Source organism: Desulfosarcina sp., from assembly GCF_041551955.1.
Lineage (GTDB): Bacteria > Desulfobacterota > Desulfobacteria > Desulfobacterales > Desulfosarcinaceae > Desulfosarcina.
This window is the reverse complement of sequence record NZ_JBFELV010000320.1, coordinates 1-5,799: the sequence shown is the minus strand read 5'-3', so window position 1 is coordinate 5,799 and position 5,799 is coordinate 1. Positions and strand designations below refer to the sequence as shown.

At 55.0% G+C, this 5,799-nt stretch carries 8 protein-coding genes; 6 read left to right on the top strand and 2 right to left on the bottom strand.

Annotated elements, in window-relative coordinates; translation table 11 throughout:
- The 3 genes from ABYV26_RS19025 to yjgA all read left to right on the top strand — a co-directional run.
- The coding region (locus ABYV26_RS19025) for a TRAP transporter small permease subunit (protein WP_372682937.1) at window positions 1-423 on the top strand (423 nt) is incomplete at its 5' end.
- A complete protein-coding gene (locus ABYV26_RS19020; RefSeq protein ID WP_372682936.1) occupies window positions 420-1,706 on the top strand; it encodes a TRAP transporter large permease in 1,287 nt (428 codons plus the stop codon). The genes ABYV26_RS19025 and ABYV26_RS19020, both read left to right, overlap by 4 nt.
- Before the next feature lie 227 nt (window positions 1,707-1,933).
- Window positions 1,934-2,431, top strand: coding sequence for a ribosome biogenesis factor YjgA (yjgA, locus tag ABYV26_RS19015; protein ID WP_372682935.1), 498 nt, complete (start codon window positions 1,934-1,936; stop codon window positions 2,429-2,431).
- A 13-nt stretch (window positions 2,432-2,444) separates the two neighbouring features.
- Here the strand turns inward: yjgA and ABYV26_RS19010 are convergent, their stop codons facing one another.
- Both ABYV26_RS19010 and ABYV26_RS19005 read right to left on the bottom strand, forming a co-directional pair.
- Window positions 2,445-2,879 (bottom strand): hypothetical protein, encoded by a 435-nt coding sequence (locus ABYV26_RS19010; RefSeq protein WP_372682934.1) that lies wholly within the window; start codon window positions 2,877-2,879, stop codon window positions 2,445-2,447.
- Between the two features lie 111 nt (window positions 2,880-2,990).
- Window positions 2,991-3,293, bottom strand: a complete 303-nt coding sequence (locus ABYV26_RS19005; RefSeq protein ID WP_372682933.1) for a hypothetical protein — start codon at window positions 3,291-3,293, stop codon at window positions 2,991-2,993.
- A gap of 209 nt (window positions 3,294-3,502) precedes the next feature.
- On the opposite strand from ABYV26_RS19005, the gene ABYV26_RS19000 reads away from it, so the two are divergent.
- The 3 genes from ABYV26_RS19000 to ABYV26_RS18990 are packed head-to-tail and all read left to right on the top strand — an operon-like array spanning window position 3,503 to window position 5,517.
- Window positions 3,503-3,910: a hypothetical protein gene (locus tag ABYV26_RS19000; RefSeq protein ID WP_372682931.1), complete on the top strand. Its 408-nt coding sequence runs from the start codon at window positions 3,503-3,505 to the stop codon at window positions 3,908-3,910.
- A gap of 15 nt (window positions 3,911-3,925) precedes the next feature.
- Entirely contained in the window at window positions 3,926-5,254 is a 1,329-nt protein-coding gene (locus ABYV26_RS18995) for a hypothetical protein (RefSeq protein ID WP_372682930.1), read from the top strand.
- Window positions 5,251-5,517: an EscU/YscU/HrcU family type III secretion system export apparatus switch protein gene (locus tag ABYV26_RS18990; RefSeq protein ID WP_372682929.1), complete on the top strand. Its 267-nt coding sequence runs from the start codon at window positions 5,251-5,253 to the stop codon at window positions 5,515-5,517. Before ABYV26_RS18995 ends, ABYV26_RS18990 begins: the two co-directional genes overlap by 4 nt.
- Window positions 5,518-5,799 lie beyond the last annotated feature (282 nt).

Sequence of the window (5,799 nt, the reverse complement as noted above, 5' to 3'; positions counted from 1 at the left end):
CTGGTTTTTTTTGTCATTTTTAATATCCTGTCGCGCAATTTCCTCCATATACCCTCCCATAAATTTTTTGAGGCCGGTCCCAATCTGGTGCTTTGGCTGGCCCTGCTGGGCGCATCGCTGGCCCTGAAGGGCCAGCGGCACAACCGGCTCGAACTGTTCCTGCGCTATTGCAGCGGCCGCATCCGATGGTGGGCTGCCGTAGCGGTGAATCTGTTCGGCGCCCTGGTGATGGGAATCCTTTTGATCACCTCCTTCGAATTCGTTAACAATGAAATCGCCATGTTCGGTGATTGGGGTTGGCTGGCGATGATTTTTCCCTTTTTTTTCAGCGTGGCCGGGTTTCGTTACCTGGCCGCGCTGCTCTACCGCTTGGCGTCCACGCCAACGGCTGAAGCAGCCCAACGGGCCAAGCCGACCCGATGAACCCGCTTACCCTTGCCATCGTTGCCATTTTGTTCCTGGCGCTTCTGGAAACCCCCTTGTTTACAGTCATTGCCGCTCTGTCCATCGCCTGTCTCTACCTGGTGTCGCATGATTGGTTGGCGCTTCAGACCATTCTGATCGAAATGAACCGGCTGGGATCCATGCCCGTGTTGGTGGCGCTTCCCCTGTTCACCTTTGTGGGTTGCCTGCTTACCGAGACGCGGTCGCCTCAGCGTATCATGAATTTTATTGACGCGCTCTTGGGATGGCTGCCGGGCGGGCTGGCCATGGCGGCCCTGTGTGCCTGTGCTTTTTTTACCGCCCTGACCGGCGCCAGCGGGGTGACCATTGTGGCGCTGGGCAGCATCCTTTATCCGGTGATGCGTAAAAAGGGATACGGCGACGAGTTTACCCTGGGCCTGTTGACCACCTCGGGGAGCCTGGGGCTGCTTTTCCCGCCGAGCCTTCCCGTTATCCTTTACGGAGTCGTTGCGCAGGTGGACATCGGCAAGATTTTCAAAGCGGCCCTCGTTCCGGGCCTGCTTCTCATCGGCGTGCTTTGCATCTACGCCTTTTTCAAACAGGCGTCCTCCGGCCGTCGGCGCAAGGTCACAACGGTCGGCATCTCCGTCCAACGGGTAAAAAGCACCTTTTTTGAGGCGATCTGGGACTGGCCGTTGATCGGCATCATCCTGTCAGGTGTGTACGGCGGCTTTGTCACCATCGCCGAGGTGTCTGCCGTCGTGCTGATCTATGTGGTCCTGGTGGAGTGCTTTGTCTTGAAAGAGATCTCTTTCTTCAGCACGCTGCCGTCTATTATCGTTGAAAGTGCCGTTCTGTCCGGCGCCATTATCGTCATTTTGGGGGTCGCGCTGGGTTTTACCGGCTTCCTGGTAGATCAACAGATTCCCTATCGGATCCTCGAATGGTTGACCGCATTGACCGACAGCAAGCTGCTCTTTCTGGGCGGATTGAATCTTTTTTTGCTGGTGGTGGGCTGCATCATGGATATTTTTTCCGCCATTGTGATCGTGGTGCCTATTATGGTGCCCATTGCCCTGTCATACGGCGTCGATCCGATCCACCTGTGCGTGATTTTTCTGGTGAATCTGGAGATCGGCTATTCCACGCCGCCTGTGGGCATCAATCTGTTCATTTCCAGCTTGAAATTCGAAAAACCGGTGACGATGGTCTACCGGGCGTCCTTGCCCTATTTGTTGATTCTATTGGCGCTGTTGATCGTCATCACCTATTTTCCCTGGCTGAGCCTGTTTATGGTTTAACTTTGATGAACCCGTAAAAAGTCGAGATGTCCTCTTTTTTGTCATCCCCGCGAAGGCGGGGATCTATAAGTTTCAGACAGTTATGGACAGCGCTGAAAAAGCTTCACTACGTGCCCCGCCTTCGCGGGAGTGACACCGCTTGTGACTTTTTACGGAACCATCAACTTTGAAGGGTGTCTGTCGAGCCCAGCTTGTTTTTTAATGGTCATAACACGGGATTTTGAAGCATGAGCATGCACGACGATCTTGAAAAAAGCCGCACCCGGCTGAAAAAGGAGGCCACCGCCCTTCAAAAACTAGGGGAGAAGCTGGTTTTGCTTTCGGACGATCAACTGGGCCGGATGAGTCTGCCCGCGCGTTTGATGGAAGCCATCCAGACCGTCCGAGCGATAAAATCCCATGGAGCCCGGCGGCGTCAACTGCAATATATTGGCTCTCTGATGCGCAGCGTGGATGCCGAACCGATCGAACAGGCTCTCCTTGCGATCGAACAGGGCGCCTATGCGCAGGCCCAATCCTTTCATCGTATCGAAGCCTGGAGGGACCAACTGATTGAAGGGGACGATGACGTCCTCAAGGATATTCTGGATGCCTTCCCGGATGCGGATCGCCGCCGCCTGGGACAACTGGTGCGCAGTGCCCGAAAAGAAAAGGAAAAAGACGCGCCGCCGAAATCTGCCCGCAATCTGTTTCGTTATCTAAAAACATTGGCTGCCGGGAAGTGATTTCAGGCAGGTGCTAAAACGCGCCCAGCTGGCACGATGAAATTTTGACTTTCATGGCTTCGCAGGCCGATGATATTTCCAGTCTCGTCAGGCTCATTTTTCTTGCCAGATCCCAGGCTGCCCGACAGGTGATACGGTCACCATCCATGGCCTTGCGGATGGCGGTCTTGAGCGGTTTGGTCACCATGGCTGCCGGTTTTACCACCTTCTTCTTTTTCAGATCATATCCGAACAGCCCCAGCTGGCAGCGGCGGATCCGTTTTTCCAGCAGGTCGATGTTCACGCCCACCACACGTGGGGAACAGGCCTGTTTTTTAGCGATGGCATGGGCTGCCACGCAGGTGATGCGGCCTTCTTTTTCTTTGCCGGCGATGGCGTCGGCAATGGCCTTGTCGATTTTTGCACCGGGATGTTTGGCTGCATAGTGTCCGGCATCTTGGTGTGCCATGAAAAACCCCTTTTCGGTTAGTATGGTGATCGCTGTAGGGTAACGATGTGTCACCGTCCAAATGCCCAGGCTAGGCCATGGGCCAGGACTTTTTTTACCCCGGTTATTACATTAGCGCTTGTTTTTCATTCCGGCAAGTACCCACTTGAGGCTCCATCCGACCACCACCGGACCGATACCCAGCGTGGCAAAAGGTATTGGGTTCTGCTGCCAGGGCTTGAAATAGAGCGCACAGGCAAGCGGCCAAAGGAAAGATGCAATGATGGCCAGGCGTAACGCCCAGGACAGTTTGAGGGGAGGGCGGCGCATTACCACCTTCTGGGGAGTAGGCCGGGGATTCATCATCCGGGGAATCAGAAATATCCCCGAAATGACAAGAACGATAACCAGGATTTCTTGAATTCCTGAAAACATGGGTGCCTTCACCGCTTCATGCGGATGAATGGATTGCAAGGGAATTTTGTGTAGCATAAACGAAGGGGTTAGGCAAACATTGGGTCCTGTCCATCCGCAAAAAAAGCATTTATTCAAAAGCAACGCGCCACCACCGGCGGTTAGGAAAAGATACCGGCCTGTGATATGCTTTTTAGGAATGACGACAGCTTTACGAGGAGTGGCTATCCATGGCCCTGGGGGAAACAGAGATGCTCCCGGCACGGCTCACCGGTTACGATTCCCCATGGCTGGACCGGATGATGCAGGAATCAGCGCTGATGTGGGTGGGTCGGCATCGTCGGCGTCTGGCCTGCACCCATCTGATCTACATCGGCAGTCGGCTGACGTTGGTTTCCAAACGGAGCGGCCGCGAATTGCATATCCATCTGCCGGTGGGTCACCAACGGCTGGCTGACTGCTTCGTCTTGTTCGACCACCTGTTGGGCCGCCGCATCGATCCGCTGAAATCGACAACCGTGGAAACCATCAATGGCCAAGAGGCGCCAGACAGCCTGTTTATTGAAGTTTTGTGCGATCGGTTCGATACTACCTCAGAGACATGCGCGGTTTCCGTTTGCCGACGCGTGGCACCCTGACCGGGAGAATGATGTATGGACATCCAGAGGGTGCCGCAAATGCCGCACCAGAAGCCAGGTTTGGAAAATAAACTGCCGACGTCTTTGGTGCTGCGGGCCGGGGATCTGCTGACTGCATCGGTCTTGGATGTGGAAAAAGGCTCCGACGCCCTGCTTTCCATCGGCCCGTTCAAGGCATATGCTCGTCTGCCCCTGCCGGTGGTCACCGGCCAGGATATCCAGATCCGCGTGGAAGCAGCCGGAGAGACGCTTCGCATGGTCATGGTGCCAAGAAGCGGCCAGTCGGCAAGCGTCCCGATCGGCGAGCCTTTAGCGATTCATCGGTTCGAGCTGGTTTCCGATTCGCCCTCCCTTTCCGCTCAAGGTCAAAATGGGGTGGCCCGCCAGTCACCGGCCCATCAGGCGCCGCCGGGAATCATTTCAGGCCGACCCTTACCATCGCCAGTGATTCCGGCCGATGGGTCTCCACCTCCGGTTGCTCCAGAAATGGCGGTAATGAGGAAGCAGATTCAGCGACTTCTGGATCGGACGATTCAATCTGATAAAGGTCTTTCTGCGCCCCTGTCCACACCGACGAGAGGGGCACTGATCAACCTGCAGCAGGCATTGAGCCCGGTATCGTCGACCGGCGATATGGCCGCGCTGGTGGCCAGGCTCAAGGATTTTGTCGAAAACTCAGGCGTCTATTTTGAAAAACGCCTGGAGCAGGCGATCAACCACCTTCAACACGGGTCTGGGTCGATGACACCGTCTGAACTGGCCGGGAAGCCGGTCATACGTGACATCATGATCAACGACGTGAAACCCAACCTGTTGATCCTGAAAGAATTTTTGGATGGGCAATCGCCGGATTCCCGGGGGGCGGACCGGTACATGCTGGAAACGTTGAAAAGCGTTGTTCAGCGAGCGGTTTCCCACATCGAGCAGCAGCAGTTCATGGCCACGGAAAAGCCGTTGGATCCGGATCTTTTTCAGGCTTTTTCGCACCTGCTGTTTCTGGCCGACTCCCATCGAAATGCCCGCCTGAAAGTGTACTACGCCAAAAAGGGGCGTGACGATGCCCACAAGCGTCCCCGGGTTTCGCTCCTGCTGGACATGGACCGCATGGGCACGGTGCGTACCGATTTGTGGATGGTGGGCATGGATCTCAACGTCACCTTCTTCGTCAAGGACGCGGATGTCAAAGCGGCCATCGAAAACGAACATCAGCGGATCGGAGCGATGCTCAAGGATACCTTCAACACCGTTGCCGTCAGCGTGGTGGTCAACCAGAAAAAAATTACAGAATTCGAAGGTGAAGATTTGACCCTTGAAAAACGTCGTCAGGTGGACCTGAGTATATGACTGACAAACAGATGAAAAAGGCGGCCGCCCTTCAATATGACCAGGCCACGAACATGGCGCCCCGGGTGGTGGCCAAGGGAAAGGGCTGCATTGCCGAGAAGATTGTCCAGGTGGCTCGGGAAAGCGACGTTCCCCTTCTTGAAGACCGCAACCTGGCCAATGTGCTCGAGGCTATGGATCTGGAATCTGAAATCCCTGCCGAACTCTACCGGGCCGTTGCTGAAGTGCTGGTGTTCATCTACCGGCTCAACGACAAGTTATAGGCGTTAAGATAATCAATTTGGACTGCGTTATCGGTCGTCGCAGTATCACCCATACGGCTTCCTCCCTCTAGTTTTGCCAAACTAATTATCTTAACGCCTATATGATTTTCAGTCGAAAAGCGTTGATTGACCCGCTTTAGGCCTTGGAATCGCCTTGGGCACGATTGCAGGCCGACCCATGGCCGACGCCTCCGGGATTTCATAGGTAACTTGGTACTGGTTCTTCATCGTTTCTTGAATGGCCGCGGGCAGCGGAATCATCAGCTCGATTTCCTGACGGGT

What these genes read in the sequence shown, in the direction of transcription:
- ABYV26_RS19020 (WP_372682936.1), top strand. Translation starts at nt 420, where the DNA reads ATGAACCCGCTTACCCTTGCCATCGTTGCCATTTTGTTCCTGGCGCTT.
- yjgA (WP_372682935.1), top strand. Translation starts at nt 1,934, where the DNA reads ATGAGCATGCACGACGATCTTGAAAAAAGCCGCACCCGGCTGAAAAAG.
- ABYV26_RS19010 (WP_372682934.1), bottom strand. Translation starts at nt 2,879, where the DNA reads ATGGCACACCAAGATGCCGGACACTATGCAGCCAAACATCCCGGTGCA.
- ABYV26_RS19005 (WP_372682933.1), bottom strand. Translation starts at nt 3,293, where the DNA reads ATGTTTTCAGGAATTCAAGAAATCCTGGTTATCGTTCTTGTCATTTCG.
- ABYV26_RS19000 (WP_372682931.1), top strand. Translation starts at nt 3,503, where the DNA reads ATGGCCCTGGGGGAAACAGAGATGCTCCCGGCACGGCTCACCGGTTAC.
- ABYV26_RS18995 (WP_372682930.1), top strand. Translation starts at nt 3,926, where the DNA reads ATGGACATCCAGAGGGTGCCGCAAATGCCGCACCAGAAGCCAGGTTTG.
- ABYV26_RS18990 (WP_372682929.1), top strand. Translation starts at nt 5,251, where the DNA reads ATGACTGACAAACAGATGAAAAAGGCGGCCGCCCTTCAATATGACCAG.